Here is a 17,158-nt window from a genome sequence, read left to right on the forward strand (position 1 = left end):
TACTCCGACAGTTTACCGCATGCCCGGACTGTGATATGTAAATTTGCGTTAACGCAAGGTTTGAGATTGGGCAATACTGGTGGATATGTCCATGGTTGCGGTCGGATAGTGGATACTTTAACTTGGTTCCCGCTGTCGGGAGCTGGCTCGCGAAGCGAGACTGAGGGTGGTTCATCATGGTGTCACCACCCTCAGTCGCCTACGGCGACAGCTCCCGCCAGCGGGAGCAAGCACCCCTCACACAACACAATAAAGGGCGGGGATCTTGCGATCCTCGCCCTTTATTTCCGAACTACCTAACGGTATCCGTTCAGTGAGTCAGACTCACTTCTTGGACATCTCGGTGTAGGTCGGGAGGTTCTGCCAATCGAAGGCGTAGCCGGACTTCACGTTGAGGGAAGCCGCACCGTTGGCGTTGGAGTAGTACAGCGGGATGGCCGGAAGGTCGTTGAGGAGGATTTCCTCAGCCTGCTGGTACAGCTTGTTGGCGTCATCGACGGACTTGGCGGCGGCGGCCTGCTTGCACATGTCGTCGAAGGCCGGGTTCTTGTAGTCACCGTCGTTGGAGCCGTTGCCGTCAGCAGCAGCGGTGGAGTACAGCTGCCACAGGTAGTTCTCGGCGGACGGGTAATCGGGCTGCCAGCCGGTACGGAAGGCGCCCTTCATCTGACGATTGGTGACGGCGTCACGGAATTCCTGGAAGGTCGGGATCGGGTTGGTGGCCGCGTCGATGCCCAGGTTGTTCTTGAGCTGGTTCACGACGGCGTCGTAAATCGGCTTGGCACCACCATCGGCGTTGTAGGAGAAGGTGAGCTGGCCGTCGTACTTGGAGATGGTGTCAGCCTTGGCCCACAGTTCCTTGGCCTTGGAGGCGTTGAACTTCAGGTTGTCGGCACCCTTGAGGGAGTCGGAGTAGCCCGGGGTCTTCGGGGAGGTGAACTCGGTGGCGGCGGAGGCGTTGCCGTTGAGCACCTTGTCGATGAGCTGGTCACGGTTGATGGCCATGGAGATGGCCTGACGACGCAGCTGACCTTCCTCGTCGTTCTTGAAGTGATCAAGGGAGGACGGGATGGTGAAGGTCTGGATGACGGAGCCGACCTCGGAGTAAGCCTGGACCTTCTTGTCGGTCTTGAAGGTCTTGGTGAAGGCGGCCGGGACGGATTCCATCACGTCGAGGTTGCCGGCCTGAATGTCACGGTAAGCGGCGGAGTCGTCGGTGTAGACCTTGAAGGTCACGCCATCATTCTTGGGCTGCTCGTTACCCTTGTAGTCAGGGTTCTTGACGAGGGCGATTTCCTTGTTGTGATCCCAGTGGTCCAGCTTGTACGGGCCGTTGCCGACCGGCTTCTGGCCGAAGGCCTTCGGGTCCTTGTAGAAGGACTCGGGCAGCGGGGCGAAGGCCGAGTAGCCGACCTTAATCGGGAACACGGAGTCGGACTGGTTCAGGTCGACGGTGAAGGTGGTGTCGTCCACGACCTTGAGGCCGGAGAGCTGCTCGTCACCCTTGAGGCCATCCTTCTGCAGATCGTCATAGCCGGCGATGGCGGAGAAGAAGGAGGAGCACTTCTGGGCGTTCTTGGCGTTGGCCACGTAGGACCAGGCCTTGGTGAAGGACTCAGCGGTCACCGGAGTGCCGTCGGTGAACTTCCAGCCAGACTTGATCTTGATGGTGTACTGGGTGGCGTCATCGTTCGGGGTGATGGACTCGGCCACTTCGTTGGAAGCCTTGCCGTCCTTGTCGAAGGAGACCAGACGGGAGAACAGCAGGTCGACCGGCTTGCCGCCGCCGGTTTCGTTGGTGTTGCCCGGGATCAGCGGGTTCTGCGGTTCGGAGTTGTACGCAGTGATGATGTTGGAGCCAGCGGTGTCACCGGAGGCAGCGTTGCTGTTGGAGCCGCCGCAGGCGCTCAGCAGCATGGCCACGGAGCAGGCCATGGCAGCGAAAGCAAGAGCTTTCTTCTTCATATGATTTCTCCTATTCATTAGGTTGCAGGACGTCTCAGCCCCGCCTCATGCGAACGGGACTGGATTCCCCGTCACCCGTGAGACTTGCATCTCACGATGTCTCGAACAATCCAACCCGTTGCTGATTGCCTGACATTTTTGCGCACTTGGGAGACAACCAGTTGCTTTTTTGTTACGCCTATGTAAAATCATGGTCCATTTACCGGCTATGTTCAGCCTTTGCTAAGTTTGTTAACCATCGTCCACATAGTGGTCATGCTCGGGGGAATGCCTGACCGTAACGGTTTTTGAGCTGCTCGATGGACACGTGCGTATAGCGTTGTGTGGTTTTCAAGGAGGAATGCCCAAGCATCTCCTGCACTTCCCTCAAATCAGCTCCCCCATCCAACATGTGCGTGGCTGCCGAATGGCGCAAGGCATGCGGGCTGATGTCCGGAACGCCCGCTTCACGTGCGGCCTTATGCACGATTTCACGCGCCACACGCTGGTTCAGCCGTTTACCACGCATACCGAGGAACAAGGCTCCCTCGTCTGAAGAAATACCGTTCGGGGGGACGGCTTTTTCAATCGCCAAACGAGCCAGCGCTGGCCGTCCATAATCGATCCAGTCCTGCAATGCCTGCTCCGCAGGCAATCCAAACGGAACCACCCGTTGCTTGTTGCCTTTACCGGTCACTCTGACGGTGCGATTGGAAAAGTCGACATCACGAATATCCAAAGAAACCAATTCGGCCACGCGGATGCCGGTGGCATACAGCAATTCGAGAATCGCCACATCCCGCTGGCGTTCTGCGATTTCCCTCGCCCGATCCGCGCTCCGCCCACGAGCGGAATGAGGACCATCAGCCGAGGAATCATTGGAGATATCACGATTCTTCCGTTGCAGGGCCTCACTATGCTCAGCACAATCAAGAAGCTGCTCGGCCTGCGATTCAGTAAGTACAGTCGGCAAGGTGTTAGGAATCGAGGGGGTCATTAATGTGGCGGCCGGATTGACACCAACCACGCCATGCTCATAGCCCCAAGCGAAGAAACCTCGTACCGCTACGGTTTTGCGGGCCATACTGCTTCTGGCGTGATTGTGCGATTCCGTTGCCATCCAACTACGCAGATCATTCAGCGTGATTTCGTTCAGGCTGACCACACCACGCAACTCGAATAGGTGGAGACAAGCCTCAATGTCGCAACGATACGCTTTTAGCGTATTAGCGGATAGCCCACGATTAGCTCTCAGATAGGAAATAAAGGAGTCGACGTCACTGCTAAACCGCATACTTATCGCTCCTCTGTCGAGTACTGTCAGATAAACTATAGGCACAGAGCGGCCCCATACACGGGTATCCCCTTTGCCGTGACAACGCCAACCGGCCTTGACTCAGGGAACGAAACCGTATTGGCCGCAAAGAAACGAACTTCCATGATGATTGGGGCAGTATGGCACGGCACAGCGCAAAAGGCGTCGCACAAAGCATCGAACAGGCCGAGGAACAGCACGACCATGTGGTGGCGCGGGCCGTAGATCTGACGAAAACCTACGGTGACGCCGACAGCCAGGTAGTGGCGCTGGATCATGTGAACGTGGAATTCCAGCGCGGCCAGATGACCGCAATCATGGGCCCGTCCGGCTCAGGCAAGTCCACGCTGATGCATTGCATGGCGGGACTCGACCAACCGACTTCCGGCAAGGTGTTTATCGAAGGCCTCGAAGTGTCTTCGATGGGCCAGAAGCAGCTCACCGACTTGAGACGTGCGCAGATAGGATTCATCTTCCAGTCGTTCAATCTGGTACCCACGCTCTGCGCTGAAGAGAACATCCTGCTGCCTTTGCAAATTGCGAAGAAGCCGATTGACCGCGATTGGTTCAAGCAGGTGGTCAAGGTGGTCGGGCTGGAGAAGCGACTCACCCACCGGCCAAGCCAGCTGTCCGGCGGACAGCAGCAGCGCGTGGCCTGCGCCCGTGCGATGATGGCCCGCCCGTCCGTGATTTTCGCCGATGAGCCCACCGGTAACCTCGATTCTCGTTCTTCACGTGAGGTATTGGGCTTCCTGAAGCAGTCTGTGACCGAATATGGCCAGTCCATTGTGATGGTGACGCATGATCCGCGCGCCGCCTCCTACGCTGACCGCGTGCTGGTTTTGGCCGATGGCCATATTACGCAGGATCTCGACCACCCTACCTATGAGCAGATTCTTGAGGTCTTTGCCGATGACGGTGCGGATGAGGCCGGCAAGGTGGCACAAGCATGATCAAAATCGGATTGCGCGACGCCCGCGCGCATTTCGGGCGATTCGTCATGTCCATCATCGCCATCGCACTAGGCGTGAGCTTTGTGGTCGGCTCGTTCTGTTTCCGTGAAATGATGAACAACCAGGTCTCCGACATGATGGGCACCAGCGCCGACCATGACGTATATGTTCGCGGCTCAAAAGAAGTCAAATCCGACTCCTCCGGCCTGATGGCCGCCTCGTCTTCCTCGAAAACCTATAACACCATCAACGTCGATCTGGCCTCGACCATCGGCGACGTCAAGGGCGTGAAAAGCGCGGAAGTCGTGTATTCCGTGTCCGGCACGGTGCTGGTCGGTAAGGACGGCGCGGCCGTATCCACCATGGGAGCGCCGACATTGGCCGTGGGCTTTGGCAAGGATGTGCCATGGCGTTCCGCCACATTCACTTCGGGCACAGACCCCACCTCGGACGACGAAATCGCCTTGCATTCCTTTGCCGCCGAGAAGGCGAATCTGAAGGTTGGAGACAAAACCAAAGTCGTCTACCCGGACGGGCCGAAAGACGTAACGGTAACCGGTATCTTCGATCTGGATTCCTCGCTTGCCGGTGCCATCATCATCGATATTCCACCATCTTTGGCCAAGACGTACGCCACCCAGCAAAGCGACGACCCGGATAAGACCGACCAGATCGGTATCTACGGTAACCTCAAAACCCCGCTGGACGAGCAGGCGCAGCAGGAACTCGCCGACCGTATCAATAAGGCGTTGCCTGCCGGCTCCAAAGCACATGCCATCACCGGCAACCAGCTGCGCGACGAGTCGACCCAATCCGCGCAGGAGGCACTGGGCTTCGTTCAGCCATTGATTCTTATTTTCGCGGTAATTGCCCTGTTCGTGGGCTCGTTCATCATCGCGAACACGTTCTCGATGATCGTGCGCGAATCAATGCGCGGCTACGCAGTGCTGCGATCAATAGGAGCCTCCCCCGCCCAGGTGTTCACCACGGTGATCGTGCAGGCGATTGTGCTCGGTGTGGTCGGTTCCGGCATCGGTATCGGGCTCGGCTGGGGCATGGTCAAAGGCATCGTCGCGATGATGGGTCAGATGGGCACGCCGATGACCGGATCCTCGAATCCGAGCGTCTCGGACATGCTGGTTGGTCTCGCGGTAGGCCTGATCGTCACGCTGATCGGCGCGGCGTTGCCGGCCAGTCGTGCCGCAATGGCCCCGCCCATTCAGGCAATGAACGAGACCGTGAACCCGGAGAAGCCAGTATTGACTCGCGGCATCATCGGCACCACGATGATTGTGGTGGGCGCACTGACCTGGGCCTGGACCTGCCGCATCGCAGTGGCGGACGGCGATCCGACGCTAATCGGCTGGCTCAACGACTTCGCTTCCTGGACCGGCACCGGCTGGCCGCTTGGCGTGGGCGCGGCGCTTATCGTCATTGGCGTTATTGTGGCGGGCCCGGCTTGGGTCTCCCCTGCCGGCGCGGTTTTGGGCTGGATTCCGGCGCATGTGTTCCAGGTAACGGGCCGGCTCGCCACTCGTAATCTCTCCCGACACAAGCGCCGCACCTCGAACACGGCGGCGGCCCTATTCGTGGGCGTGGCAATCGTCTCCTGCCTGAGCGTGGTGGCCACCTCGGCCAAGGCCTCGGTGAATGACATCGTCGACACTGGATTAAAGGCTGATTTCTCCATATCGTCCGCGGCATCCGGCCAGATTCCCGATAATGCCGTCGAAGCGATTAAAGGTGTAGATGGGCTGAAGTCCGTGTCTTCAAATCGAATGATTTTCGGTGCGAAGTATGACGGCAAGCAGGTCAAGGGCATGACGTTCGCGGCTCAGGATTCCCTGTTCACTGACGTGTTCGCGCCCGAAATCATTGCAGGTGACGCGAATAAAGCATTGCGTGGCGGCGAACTGGTGGTCGGCGAAGACATCGCCGACGATCAAGGATGGAAAGTCGGCGACACCGTAAAGGTGTCCACCGAGAACACGACGGTCGACGAAGAGGCCACCGCCCAGGCACAGGCCGACTATCAGACACAGGTTCAGGCTCAAATTCAATCGTTGACCGAAGAGGCGCAGAAGCTGGCATTGGCTGGCGATGCGGCGGGAGCGCAGGCCAAATCCGATGAGATTCAGCAAGTCACGCAGCAGGCTCAAAACGTGGATCCTGCAACTTTGGTGAAAACCAAGCAGGTCACGGTAATCAAGAAGCTCAAAGTCGGTGCGATCATCTCGAATTCGGTATACCGTTCGTGCGTGTTCGTCAATGATGATTTGGGCGACCAGCTGGGAACCAAGCAGACGATGTTCACCATGCAGATGTATCTGGTGGCCAAGCCGGGCGAGAATCTCGACAAGTTGGAGCAGCGCATCAAGAAGGCGGTCAAGCCGTACTACGTGATTTCGGTGATGAACCGCGACGAATACAAGTCCACGATGGGCTCGATGGTCGATCAGATTCTGTTGGTGCTTTATGCGCTGTTGGCATTGTCCATTGTGATTGCGATTTTCGGCATTGTGAACACGTTGGCGTTATCCGTGTCCGAACGCACCAAGGAAATCGGTCTGTTGAGGGCCATCGGCACGTCGCGCGGCCAGGTGCGAGGCATGTTGGGCATCGAAGCGGCCATTATCGCCGTGTTCGGCACGGTGATGGGCATGGTGGTCGGCGTCGCGGCAGGCGCTGTGATTCGCGCGGTGTACGAGGCCGACGGCCTGAGTGTGCTCAGCATTCCGTGGGATCAGCTCGGAGTGTTCCTCGTGCTCTCGATTCTGGTGGGTCTCATCGCCTCCGTCTCGCCTGCCTCTCGCGCGCTCAAGCAGCCGGTTCTGGATGCTGTTGCCTCGGAGTAACTGCTGTCACCTCGCATTATTCACTGATATCTCGGAGTAACCCAATAATCTCGTCATCATTCATCTCGCCCAGCGACAGATATTCAGGAAATAACCCCTTTCGTCCTGAACTTCTGTCGCTGAGTCGCAGTCAGCAACAGGATTTTAGGGTGAAGACGTTTGTTTCCTGAATTTCTGTCACTGAGTTACTGTCAGCGACAGTATTTCAGGGCGAAGCCGTTTATTTCCTGAATTTTTGTCGCTAAGCAGTCGTTACGGCCTCAGAGGCGTGACCGGACGCTCCGGTATCGGCTTCAATGTGGCGATTTGCTCCTGATGAATCGTCACGTTTTGTGCTGGACGAGAGCCGTTGGCCGCGGCGTCACGCACCAGTTCCAACGTGTAGCCGTCCCATGAGACCACATGACCCACGTAATCGCGGAATTTCATACGATGGTCAGTGGGATCCACGCCCTCGGTAACACGCACCACCACTCGCGCGCCTGTTGGAATCTGCCTGGGCAACGTCATAATCATCATCCCCTTGCCGTTCCCGATATATCAACTTCGATACGCATTCCACTGTACTCGTCGTACCTGTGAGCAACGGTATTGACTACATGGCAGGGCGCAGCTGAATAATCGCCTGACGTGGGTTGACGAAGCCGATGATGGCTTCACCTCTGCGCGCGGAAAACAGCAAGGTCTGCTGCCAACCGGATTCAGGAACGGTAAGCTCGCGTTCCGGCAAGCTCTCGGCTGCACCGTCACTCGCATGTGTGAGTGCGGACTTGTACTGGCGGAACGGGTTGCCTTCAGCAAAGAACCGAATCACGTCGGTTTCGTCGCCGTCATGCAATTGGTCGGCCATATCAGTCAGACGCTTGGCCATACGGCGAAGCAACGCTTCGACATTCAACGCATCCTCCTCGACCATCGCACGCGTGCGATTAGGGTCGGTCAGAGCCACACGGGTCATATCCCTCCAACAGCCAGCGGCCAATGCGGCCGCAATATTGCGATCGGGGTAGGCAGACAGTTCGTTGATCAGCGCGGTGGATACCACGTGTGGCATATGGGAGATCATTGCCGCAGCTTTGTCGTGCGTCTCATCGTCCAGCACGATGAGACGGTTGCCAACACCTTTGGTAATCAAAGCGGCCACGTCAAGGAATCGTTGATAATTCGTGGCACTATCAACGGTCACCGCCCATAGTGCATCATCGTACAGATGCGGGTCTGCAGCCTGCCAACCGGACAATTCGTTGCCGGCCATCGGGTGGGCACCCACATAGCACTCCCCCAATCCGGCGGCTTCGACCTGCTCGCGAACCATGCCTTTGACCGAGCCCACATCAGTGATGGTGGTACGCGGATGTTCGACCATAAGAGGAGCCAACGAGTCAAGCATTGCAGGCATGGCTTTCAGCGGATTGCACAACACGACCACATCCGGCTCAGCATCCATGAGCTCAGCCAATGTGCTTTTGCAGAATATGCCATCTGCCTCGGCTTGAGCATAAGGATGCGGGCGATGGTTCCATGCGACTACACGTATGCCCCGCTCGGCCAGGCGCCGGGCAAGAGAACCGCCAATCAGTCCCAGTCCAATGATTCCGACTGTATTTACCACAACAATTCCCTCCTGGCCTCTTCGGTGTGCTGCCAGCCTTCTGACGGATGCTCAGCATCGACATGGACACCACCTTCGGGCAACATCCATGCATCAACCGGCGGGCTGGGACGTTCACGACGTGGGTATACAGCCAGAGTCTTAGCCCAATCACCATGTTCGGCAATTTCTTCGAGCACGGCATGGAACTTGGGCTCCCGCGGCGAGGCATCAAGCGTGGCGATGAAACTATAAGTGCCATCGTTCCCCTTTATGGGGCGGGAAATGAAGCTGGTCATATTCAGTCCTGCGTCACGCAGCACATCAAGCAGATCGGCCAATACACCAGGACCTGTGACCAGCGGAATGAATGTGATGATGGTTTCAAAATCGTCGGCATTATTGCGGTGCGCGCGGGCATTGAGATCCTGAACCACATCTCGCGGAGCAATGACAAGGAATTCAGTGCGGGCTCCCTCGAAATCCTGCACATGTTCGGCAAGGGTATCCAGGTTGTACAACTCACCACAGATGCTGGGACCGAGCGCCACTTGGCCGGGCTGCAAATCGCGGCAGGCAGCGGCATTGGACGATGAGGGCTCGGGCTTGAGATGATGTTCGGCGATGAATCGTTTGCATTGCGCCAGACCATGTGCGTGAGCGCTGACGATGCCGCCGGTGCAATCATAAATGCCGTGACCTCGCACCGTGAAAGCATTAAAGACCACATCCACACTGACACGGGCAAAACCCGCTACATCAGTGGCATCAATCAGGGCATCGAGGTTGGGCACCACATACCCTTCGACGTTGTTTTCCCAAGCGATCACGCCCCAACCCTGACGCGATTCGACGGCTTGCATGATGGCAGGTACATCCGGTAGAGCAACGAGGTCAAAGTCCTCGAGCGGTGCGAACCGATTGGCGGCCGTTATTGCCGCCTGATGGGTGAATGTGCCCTCCGGGCCCAAATAGAACAGTTTCATGCGTGCCATAAGGTTCTATGGTAGCGGGTTTGAGGGCGATGGCTGCGCTTTTGCTCAGCGATGGTCTCTATCGGGATTGCTTCGGCATAACGCTGAACCAGCGTGCGGGAAGGACAAGCAGGATCACTTGGACGAGAATCAGGCCGTAGAGCCAGATGTATCCGGCATGCTGGGCGAAGAACGGCATCTCGCCTTGGAATCCGGCGACAATCAGCGCCTTGCCTGAGGTGGTGGTCAGGGCCATGCCCCAGGCAGTCAGGGAAGATGCGATGAGATGCAAAGCCAGACCAACCACGCCCATGCGTGAGCGGGCACACCATGTCGACAGGCCGATAATCAGGAACGCAAGAACCAATCCGTATGGAATGTTCAATTCAGCCCCCATACGATGGGCGAACGTGCCCACAAAGGCAGATGCCACGCCCGCCGCAATCGTGATCAATACTTTGACCAGCACGTTCTGACGATGCGACCACGGACGCAAATCGGTATTGCTCTTCACAGTCATGCGTTTCAGTATAGATATAGACATGCCCCCGCTGGCGGGGCTGTCGAACGAAATGAGACTGGGGGTGGTTTACGATGACCACCCCAGTCGGCTCCGCCGACAGCCCCCCCCGCCAGCGGGGGCAATTCGGAATCACTTACCCTGCTGGGCGGCGTTCTGGCGGCGCTGCTTGGCGCGCCACTTGTACCAGTCCTCGCGGCCGAGGATGATCTTGCGCACGCGGATGGACTCAGGGGTGACTTCCACGCACTCGTCCTCGTTGGCGAAGTCCAGGGACTCCTCGAGGCTCATCTTGATCGGCGGGGTCAGGGTTTCAAGCACGTCGGCGGTGGCGGAACGCATGTTGGTCATGTGCTTGGCCAGCGTAATGTTCACATCCAGCTCGTCGGGCTTGTTGTTCACGCCCACGACCTGGCCCTCGTACACCGGAGACTGCGGCTCGACGAAGAAGTTGCCACGGGCCTGCAGACGCTGCATGGCGTACGGGGTGGCCACACCCTGACGATCGGAAACCATGGAACCGTTCTGGCGGATGGTAATCTCGCCAGCCCACGGCGCATAGCCGGCGGACAGGGAGGAGGAGATGCCGGTGCCGCGAGTGGCGGACAACAGTGCAGTACGGAAGCCGATCAGACCGCGGGACGGCACGGTGAACTGCAGACGAACCCAGCCGGAGCCGTGGTTGGTCATGCCGTCCATGCGGCCCTTGCGGTCTGCCATGAGCTGGGTGACGGTACCCATGTACTCTTCCGGCACGTCGATGGTGGTGTTTTCCATCGGCTCGTTGACCACACCGTCGATCTTCTTGGTGACCACCTGGGGACGGCCGACGGTCAGCTCGTAGCCTTCGCGGCGCATCTGCTCGGCGAGCACGGCCAGCGCCAGCTCACCACGGCCCTGGACTTCCCAAGCGTCGGGGCGATCGGTGGGCAGCACCTTGATGGACACGTTACCGATGAGCTCGCGGTCAAGGCGATCCTTGATCATGCGGGCGGTGAGCTTGTGATCCTTGCCTTCGGTGCCGGCCAGCGGGGAATCGTTGGTGCCGAAGGTCATGGAGATGGCCGGGTCATCGACGTGGATGAGCGGCAGCGGCTTCGGATCGTTGGGGTCAACGATGGTCTCGCCGATCATGATGTCGTTGACGCCGGCGACAGCCACAATGTCGCCGGGGCCTGCGGACTCGACCGGGATACGGTCAAGGCCCTGGGTGCGCAGCAGTTCGGAGACGCGGAAGTTCTCGAGAGAGCCATCCACCCGGGACAGACCATAGGTCTTGCCCTTCTCAAGGGTGCCGTTGTAGATACGGACCAGGCCGAGTCGGCCGAGGAAGTCGGAGGAGTCGATGTTGGCCACGTGAGCCTGCAGCGGAGCACCCTCTTCATATTCCGGAGCCGGAATGGTGGAGATGATGGCTTCGAACAGCGGCTCAAGGTTGTCGTTGTCCGGCAGGCCTCCGTCGGCGGGCTGGTTGGTGGAGGCGTAACCGGCCTTGGCGGCGCAGTAGATGACCGGCATTTCGAGCAGCTGGTCGAGATTCAGGTCGATGCCTTCGTGCTGCACATCGTCGGCCAGGCCGAGCAGCAGGTCGGAGGTTTCGCCGACGACCTCTTCGATACGGGCGTCAGGGCGGTCCACCTTGTTCACGCACAGGATGACCGGCAGCTTGGCTTCGAGTGCCTTACGCAGCACGAAACGGGTCTGCGGCAGCGGGCCTTCGGAGGCGTCCACGAGCAGCACGACGCCGTCGACCATGGAGATACCGCGCTCGACCTCGCCACCGAAATCGGCGTGGCCGGGGGTATCGATGATATTGAGGGTGATGCCCTCCGGGTGGCCGTACTTGGCAGCCAGCGGGCCGGTGTATTCCACTGCCGTGTTCTTGGCGAGGATGGTGATGCCCTTCTCGCGTTCCAGATCGTTGGAATCCATCACACGATCCGGCACTTCCTCACGCTCGCTAAACACGTGGGACTGCTGAAGCATGGCATTGACCAGGGTGGTCTTGCCGTGATCGACGTGAGCCACAATCGCCACATTACGGATATCTCCACGAACCGCCATCGAAACCTCTCTTAATACTGATTTTCTTGCGTAATCGTTCGGTACTTGCGTTCTCGAGTACTTGCTCTTGGATATCTACCTGTACCTACACACAAACCGTCACGATGTTACTGGCACACCTTGACACACAACGGGCCCGGCTTTCTGAGAATTAGTCACATGTCATCTGGCTTGCGAGACTTGTTGTATTCCACACTCTCGACTCCCCTCCCTGAGGGGAGCTGTCGCCGTGGGCAACTGAGGGGGCGCCAAGTGCATCCCTGAATGTATCCCTGAATCTCCCCTGAATCATCCCTGAGTACAGCATCGTCATGGGTAGTTACTGAGTAACCTGATATCCAACGATAGTTACTCAGTAACCTTCGCCCAAGGCAAACCGTCTATGCAAAGGGGATGCGGTATGGCAATCAGAGAAGCGCTATTAGCACTGTTGGAGCGAGGCCCGGCCAGCGCCTATCAGCTTAAGAAGGACTTCGACCGCACCATCGGTCTGACTTGGCCGCTCAATATGGGGCAAGTTTCCACTACGCTGCAGCGGTTGAACCGCGACGGATTGATTGAAGAGACCGCGCCGACTACTAGCGGATCCAATGATGTCGGCACCGCAGCGGCCGCACCATTATGGCGATTGACCAATTCCGGCGCCCAAGAGCTTGACCGATGGTGGCGCTCCCCCATTACCCCGGAACAACGCGGACGCGACGAACTAGTGATGAAGCTGGCCGTCGCCGTGGAAATACCCGGCCTCGATGTTTCCGAACTCATCCAACACCAACGCCACGCTTTGCAGCAACTGCTGCACGACATCACCCGACTGCGCCGGCAAACACCGCCCACCGAACTCGCCACACGTCTAGTACTCGACCACCATATTTTCATCACTGAAGCGGAATTGCGCTGGCTCGATACCGTGGATGAGACCCAGCTGCGAGCACAACTGGCGCAGCACCCCGTTTCGGCACCTCTCACGGCAAGCTCAGCCGCACTCACCGCCACCATTCAATAGTGCATAGGAGCACATCATGACTTCTCCCGTTCTTTCTTCTCTCCCGCAATCTTCCCCATGCGCGCTGGAATTACACGACGTCACTCGCGTTCACGGCAAAGATGCACGTCGTGTCACCGCGCTCAGTCACGCCAATCTCACGCTTCGCCCGGGTGAATTCGTGGCCATCATGGGCCCCAGTGGTTCCGGCAAATCCACTTTGCTCAATCTTGCGGGCGGGCTCGATGTGCCCACGCAGGGGCACGTGCTGGTCGAAGGCCGCGATCTGGCCACACTGTCAGTGGCCGAACGCGCGGCCATCCGCCGCAAATCGATAGGCTACGTGTTTCAGGATTTCAATCTGCTGCCTTCCCTGAGCGCAGCCGAGAACGTGTCGTTCCCCTTGGAATTGGATGGCTGGAATCCCCGCAAGGCACGTGAGGCCGCGATGCAATCCCTCAATGAAGTGGGGGTAGCCGATATGGCTGATCGCCGACCTGAAGACATGTCTGGCGGCCAGGCGCAACGTGTGGCGATTGCCCGCGCACTGGTCGGCCCACGCCGTCTACTACTGGCCGACGAGCCGACCGGAGCTCTGGATTCCAATGCCGGCATGACGATTCTCGAAGTGTTGCGCACCCGCGCAGATCGCGGCGCGGCCGTACTGCTGGTCACTCATGAGCCTCGCTTCGCCGCCTGGGCCGACCGCACGGTGTTTTTGAAGGACGGCCGTATCATCGATGAAACCGGCTCCAGCAATATGGATGATTTGCTCAACCTTGAGGAAAGGGGAGCATGATGGCACGCGCAGCCCTCAATAATCTTGCCAATGCCACCGTCGGTCGCTCTGCCCAAATTCCCCATGCCGCTAGGCCAAGCCTTGGCGCACGTTGCAACCGGTATCGGGCCGCGCTGCGACTCGGCTGGCGCGACGCACTACGGCACAAGGCCCGCACCCTACTGTCCTTGCTGCTGGTAATGCTGCCAATCGCCGCAATGGTGGCCTCCATCGGTATGACCACCACCATACCGCCCACCAGATCGCGTGCGCTGGCGACAATCCCGGCTGATACGCAGGCGGTCATCACCGCCACCGCCAGGCCCCGCACCGGCCAACCGTTCCGGCAGTCACCCGAAAGCGGCGGCGTGTGGCAGGACGATCCCTCCCAGCAGCCGGCCTCGGCCGCCGAGCTTGCGAAGATTCTGCCGCAACAGGATCGGCTGCTCCCGTATTGGCAGTCGCCCGAACTCATCGCCATCACCGGCACCGCGTTGCAACCCGGCGAACAGACCAAGGCTGGGATCGACGTGAAAAGCGGGAACGACATTGATCTGAACGCAGCCTCCACCGCGACCATGACCGAGGCTTCACCTGAGGCATTGCAACGAATGTTGCCGAAGCTGGTCAAGGGTTCGGCGCCGCAGAATAATACGCAGATTGTCATCAGCCGCACATTGGCGGATAATCTCGGCGCTTCTCTCGGTAGCACGGTGACGTTCGTCGCTCCGCCGTTCGATGGCTGGATGAGCCTGGACGGGCGCATCGGCGAGGCGGTGGCCGACACTCAGCGTGCTTGGACAGTCAGCGGGCTGACCGATGAATCCGAAGCCGCGGCATGGGGCTTGGAAGGCTGGATGTCAGCCATATTGGAATCTGATGGCGTCGGCGTGGATGGCCATTATTTGGTGATCGGTCCAGAGCCGGTCACGTGGGCGCACACCCGCAGCATGAACCTGTTGCAGGCCATCGTCATTTCCCGCCATGTGCTGACTGACGGCTATCCGCCCGCATCGCAGCTCTACCCGATACAGATCGATGCGGCTACCATGTTGAACCACATGGTCACTGTGGTCATCACCATGCTGGTGGGTATGTTGCTGGTACTGTTTCTGGTCACGCCCGCGTTTACGGTGTCGGCAGATCAGTCACGTCGTGTGCTTGGGCTCGCGGCCGCATCCGGTGCTGCACCACGTGACCTCAGTCGAATCATTTCCTCGCAAGGTCTCGTTATCGGCGCCATCGGTGGCGTGCTGGGCTCGGCATTGGGATTCGCGCTTACCTTGGCGGCCGGCCCTGCGATAGGTGCATTGCGCGGATCCACGCCGCTGGAGATCCTGCACGGATTCTCGTGGAGCTCGCTGCCGATGGGTATTGTCACGGCAATCATCATTGGATTTGCCGCGACGATTGCGCCGGCTCGGCATGTGGCGCGTATGCATCCAGTCGATGCGTTGAAGGATCGCCCGACAAGAGAGGAAATCGGCTACGGTGAATCCGCGAATGGCGTGGATACGAAGCTTCGCCGTAATCCTTTGAGACTGCTCCGTGTTGCGGTTGGTCCGATTCTGGTCTTGGCCGCCATCGTATGCGCCGCGCTCAGTCTGACATTGCCATTGCCCACGCTGGCCGATCACAATCCGGGCGCGGTTCCGGCCGGAACCGAAGCGCATATGGCTCTGCTTGTTGCCACGATTTTGTTGGCTGTCATAGGGCTTGCGTTGTCGATTCGCACTTTTGCACGGTGGTGCGGCAAAGCGAGTTCCCAACTGAACATCGGCGCACGCCTGGCACTCAGGGATGCAGCCGAGCATCATCGACGGTTCGTTCCGGCGGCATGCGCGGTGCTGATTACCATGTGCATCGCCTCGTACACACTGGTAATCACCGGCTCCATGGTGGCGGACCAGCGAAATTCCACGATGACGATGACGTATGGACCGTCGGGGATGGCCATTGGGGCCGACGTGCATGTCAGCAATGAGTTCGACCGTGCTGTGGTGTCGGATGCGATACGCCGGCTTGGCAAAGAGACACCGATACGCGCTCATTACCCGGTGTACACCGAGGATGTCAAGCGATGGTCAAAGCTCAATGATACGACCGAAGTCGATTCCGACAAGTTGAACGCCGAACACGGCTACATGTATGCCGCTGCATTGCTCCCGGCCGGTCACACTTGTGATAACCCAACGATCCAAGAGCAACCGGACACGTCCACATGGGTGGGCCAGGATGCCGCTTCGGCCCTGTATCCAAACGTTCCGATACGTTGTGTGCCGATAAACCGATCCCATCAGCCAACGTATTCGAATATACTGCCGAGTTTCCGCGGCGTGAATCTCATTATGGATGGCAATGCGATGCGTTTGTCCGGCTTCCCGAACGCGGATGAGGCGGCACAGGTGCTTGATGCGGGCGGTGTGGTGGTCGGCGATGCCGGCACAATCGACGCGGGAGGTATGGTGCGTGTGGCCATTTCGCCGAATCCGGCAATTGCAAACGAATCTCAGGCCACACATATCGAGAAGCGCAAGGCCATCTACGTGCGCGGCGCGTACCCGCTGGTGATGAGCCCGGCAACAGCACAGGCGCTCGGCATCAAACAATTGCAGTATCTGGGTGAGTATCTAGACTTCGCCGGTGGCAACTCCCCCATTACCGTAAAGAAGGCCTCAGCTTATGCAATCGAAAATCTGCCGCTAGCATCCACGAGCACTGACGGGAATCGCCTGCCGTGGGGTGACAATATGGCATTGGTGCCCATTGGCCTGTTGGCATTGCTGGCACTGATGGCCACGCTCGTTTCATTGCTGCTGGCTCGCACGCAGGCCCAGCGCGACATGGCCACGATGGTCGCCGTGGGCGCGCCACCCCGATTCCTCAGACGTTACGGCCTGACGCAGGCTGCGGTGATTCTGCTGGCCGGCGCGCCAGTGGGCGTGGTATCCGGCGTGGCGTTGGGATGGCTGCATGTGGCATGGAACCGCAGGATCGGCGTGGACGGTCATTGGCTGGAAACCGTGCCGATCTGGGGATTGCAGGCGGCGCTGGCATTCGGCGTAGTGGCAACCGGACTGCTGGTGGCGTGGCTGGTCACAAAACCACCGCGCAATCTCACCCGTCGTTCCCTCGATTGATCAGTGACATACGGCAACTCTTGCCGTGTCATTCGGGAG

Annotated in this window: 12 protein-coding genes; 5 read left to right on the plus strand and 7 right to left on the minus strand. The window is 58.8% G+C overall.

The window, feature by feature from the left end; all coding sequences use genetic code 11:
• Positions 1–324 precede the first annotated feature (324 nt).
• Both BBBR_RS06115 and BBBR_RS06120 read right to left on the minus strand, forming a co-directional pair.
• The gene (locus BBBR_RS06115; protein WP_003830622.1) at positions 325–1,965 is read right to left on the minus strand and encodes a peptide ABC transporter substrate-binding protein; all 1,641 of its coding nucleotides are present in this window, start codon (positions 1,963–1,965) and stop codon (positions 325–327) included.
• Between the two features lie 253 nt (positions 1,966–2,218).
• On the minus strand, positions 2,219–3,238 hold the full coding sequence (locus BBBR_RS06120) for a tyrosine recombinase XerC (protein ID WP_003830621.1): 1,020 nt from the start codon (positions 3,236–3,238) through the stop codon (positions 2,219–2,221).
• Between the two features lie 161 nt (positions 3,239–3,399).
• On the opposite strand from BBBR_RS06120, the gene BBBR_RS06125 reads away from it, so the two are divergent.
• Positions 3,400–4,212, plus strand: a complete 813-nt coding sequence (locus tag BBBR_RS06125; protein WP_003830620.1) for an ABC transporter ATP-binding protein — start codon at positions 3,400–3,402, stop codon at positions 4,210–4,212.
• Positions 4,209–7,067, plus strand: a complete 2,859-nt coding sequence (locus BBBR_RS06130) for an ABC transporter permease (protein ID WP_003830619.1) — start codon at positions 4,209–4,211, stop codon at positions 7,065–7,067. Before BBBR_RS06125 ends, BBBR_RS06130 begins: the two co-directional genes overlap by 4 nt.
• 252 nt (positions 7,068–7,319) lie before the next feature.
• Here the strand turns inward: BBBR_RS06130 and BBBR_RS06135 are convergent, their stop codons facing one another.
• The 5 genes from BBBR_RS06135 to typA form a co-directional block, all read right to left on the minus strand.
• A complete protein-coding gene (locus BBBR_RS06135; RefSeq protein ID WP_025263055.1) occupies positions 7,320–7,577 on the minus strand; it encodes a DUF6725 family protein in 258 nt (85 codons plus the stop codon).
• Positions 7,578–7,662: 85 nt separating this feature from the next.
• The gene (locus tag BBBR_RS06140) at positions 7,663–8,679 is read right to left on the minus strand and encodes a prephenate dehydrogenase (RefSeq protein ID WP_003830617.1); all 1,017 of its coding nucleotides are present in this window, start codon (positions 8,677–8,679) and stop codon (positions 7,663–7,665) included.
• Positions 8,673–9,653: a prephenate dehydratase gene (locus tag BBBR_RS06145; RefSeq protein ID WP_003830616.1), complete on the minus strand. Its 981-nt coding sequence runs from the start codon at positions 9,651–9,653 to the stop codon at positions 8,673–8,675. The genes BBBR_RS06140 and BBBR_RS06145 overlap by 7 nt, the downstream gene beginning before the upstream one ends.
• Before the next feature lie 58 nt (positions 9,654–9,711).
• Positions 9,712–10,152 carry an alcohol dehydrogenase gene (locus BBBR_RS06150; RefSeq protein ID WP_019727473.1) on the minus strand — a complete coding sequence of 147 codons (441 nt, stop codon included), beginning with the start codon at positions 10,150–10,152 and terminating at the stop codon, positions 9,712–9,714.
• Positions 10,153–10,284: 132 nt separating this feature from the next.
• On the minus strand, positions 10,285–12,216 hold the full coding sequence (gene typA, locus BBBR_RS06155) for a translational GTPase TypA (RefSeq protein WP_003830614.1): 1,932 nt from the start codon (positions 12,214–12,216) through the stop codon (positions 10,285–10,287).
• A gap of 400 nt (positions 12,217–12,616) precedes the next feature.
• Between typA and BBBR_RS06160 the strand changes: the two genes are divergently transcribed.
• Genes BBBR_RS06160 through BBBR_RS06170 form a run of 3 tightly spaced genes read left to right on the plus strand, consistent with a single transcriptional unit; the run spans position 12,617 to position 17,119 of the window.
• Positions 12,617–13,222: a PadR family transcriptional regulator gene (locus tag BBBR_RS06160; protein WP_003830613.1), complete on the plus strand. Its 606-nt coding sequence runs from the start codon at positions 12,617–12,619 to the stop codon at positions 13,220–13,222.
• 16 nt (positions 13,223–13,238) lie between these two features.
• Complete coding sequence (locus BBBR_RS06165; RefSeq protein WP_015438937.1) at positions 13,239–14,000, plus strand: ABC transporter ATP-binding protein; 762 nt, start codon at positions 13,239–13,241, stop codon at positions 13,998–14,000.
• The gene (locus tag BBBR_RS06170; protein ID WP_003830611.1) at positions 13,997–17,119 is read left to right on the plus strand and encodes an ABC transporter permease; all 3,123 of its coding nucleotides are present in this window, start codon (positions 13,997–13,999) and stop codon (positions 17,117–17,119) included. Before BBBR_RS06165 ends, BBBR_RS06170 begins: the two co-directional genes overlap by 4 nt.
• The last annotated feature ends 39 nt before the right edge of the window (positions 17,120–17,158 follow it).

This window comes from Bifidobacterium breve DSM 20213 = JCM 1192 (genome assembly GCF_001025175.1).
GTDB lineage: Bacteria > Actinomycetota > Actinomycetes > Actinomycetales > Bifidobacteriaceae > Bifidobacterium > Bifidobacterium breve.

What these genes read in the sequence shown, in the direction of transcription:
- BBBR_RS06115 (WP_003830622.1), bottom strand. Translation starts at nt 1,965, where the DNA reads ATGAAGAAGAAAGCTCTTGCTTTCGCTGCCATGGCCTGCTCCGTGGCC.
- BBBR_RS06120 (WP_003830621.1), bottom strand. Translation starts at nt 3,238, where the DNA reads ATGCGGTTTAGCAGTGACGTCGACTCCTTTATTTCCTATCTGAGAGCT.
- BBBR_RS06125 (WP_003830620.1), top strand. Translation starts at nt 3,400, where the DNA reads ATGGCACGGCACAGCGCAAAAGGCGTCGCACAAAGCATCGAACAGGCC.
- BBBR_RS06130 (WP_003830619.1), top strand. Translation starts at nt 4,209, where the DNA reads ATGATCAAAATCGGATTGCGCGACGCCCGCGCGCATTTCGGGCGATTC.
- BBBR_RS06135 (WP_025263055.1), bottom strand. Translation starts at nt 7,577, where the DNA reads ATGACGTTGCCCAGGCAGATTCCAACAGGCGCGCGAGTGGTGGTGCGT.
- BBBR_RS06145 (WP_003830616.1), bottom strand. Translation starts at nt 9,653, where the DNA reads ATGGCACGCATGAAACTGTTCTATTTGGGCCCGGAGGGCACATTCACC.
- BBBR_RS06150 (WP_019727473.1), bottom strand. Translation starts at nt 10,152, where the DNA reads ATGACTGTGAAGAGCAATACCGATTTGCGTCCGTGGTCGCATCGTCAG.
- typA (WP_003830614.1), bottom strand. Translation starts at nt 12,216, where the DNA reads ATGGCGGTTCGTGGAGATATCCGTAATGTGGCGATTGTGGCTCACGTC.
- BBBR_RS06160 (WP_003830613.1), top strand. Translation starts at nt 12,617, where the DNA reads ATGGCAATCAGAGAAGCGCTATTAGCACTGTTGGAGCGAGGCCCGGCC.
- BBBR_RS06165 (WP_015438937.1), top strand. Translation starts at nt 13,239, where the DNA reads ATGACTTCTCCCGTTCTTTCTTCTCTCCCGCAATCTTCCCCATGCGCG.
- BBBR_RS06170 (WP_003830611.1), top strand. Translation starts at nt 13,997, where the DNA reads ATGATGGCACGCGCAGCCCTCAATAATCTTGCCAATGCCACCGTCGGT.